Genomic DNA, 254 nt, shown 5'->3' with positions numbered 1-254 from the left:
GCCCCGCCTCACGCATTTCACGCGTCACTACTTCGGGCACGGGCTTCCAATTCCTCGGGACAGCCCATCGCACGATCGGCTCGCCGCCTTCCACCAGATGTAGCGAGCGTGAATAGTCGAGATACTTTTCGACCTTGCCTAGCTTCGTCGCTACGGCAACGTGATCCGGGGCACCGATGTCGAAGAAGAACTCGCCATTCGACACCTCGCCGAGCCGGTGAACCATTGCAAGCAGGTCGTTGAGCTCGCCATAC

At 59.8% G+C, this 254-nt stretch carries 1 protein-coding gene; it reads right to left on the bottom strand.

Annotated elements, in window-relative coordinates; genetic code table 11:
- The coding region (locus tag SB765_RS31760; RefSeq protein WP_410932774.1) for a hypothetical protein at positions 1–254 on the bottom strand (254 nt) is incomplete at both ends.

Source organism: Pseudomonas sp. SIMBA_067 (assembly GCF_046534675.1).
Taxonomy (GTDB): Bacteria; Pseudomonadota; Gammaproteobacteria; order Pseudomonadales; family Pseudomonadaceae; genus Aquipseudomonas; species Aquipseudomonas putida.
This window is presented reverse-complemented; position numbering and strand designations above follow the sequence as displayed.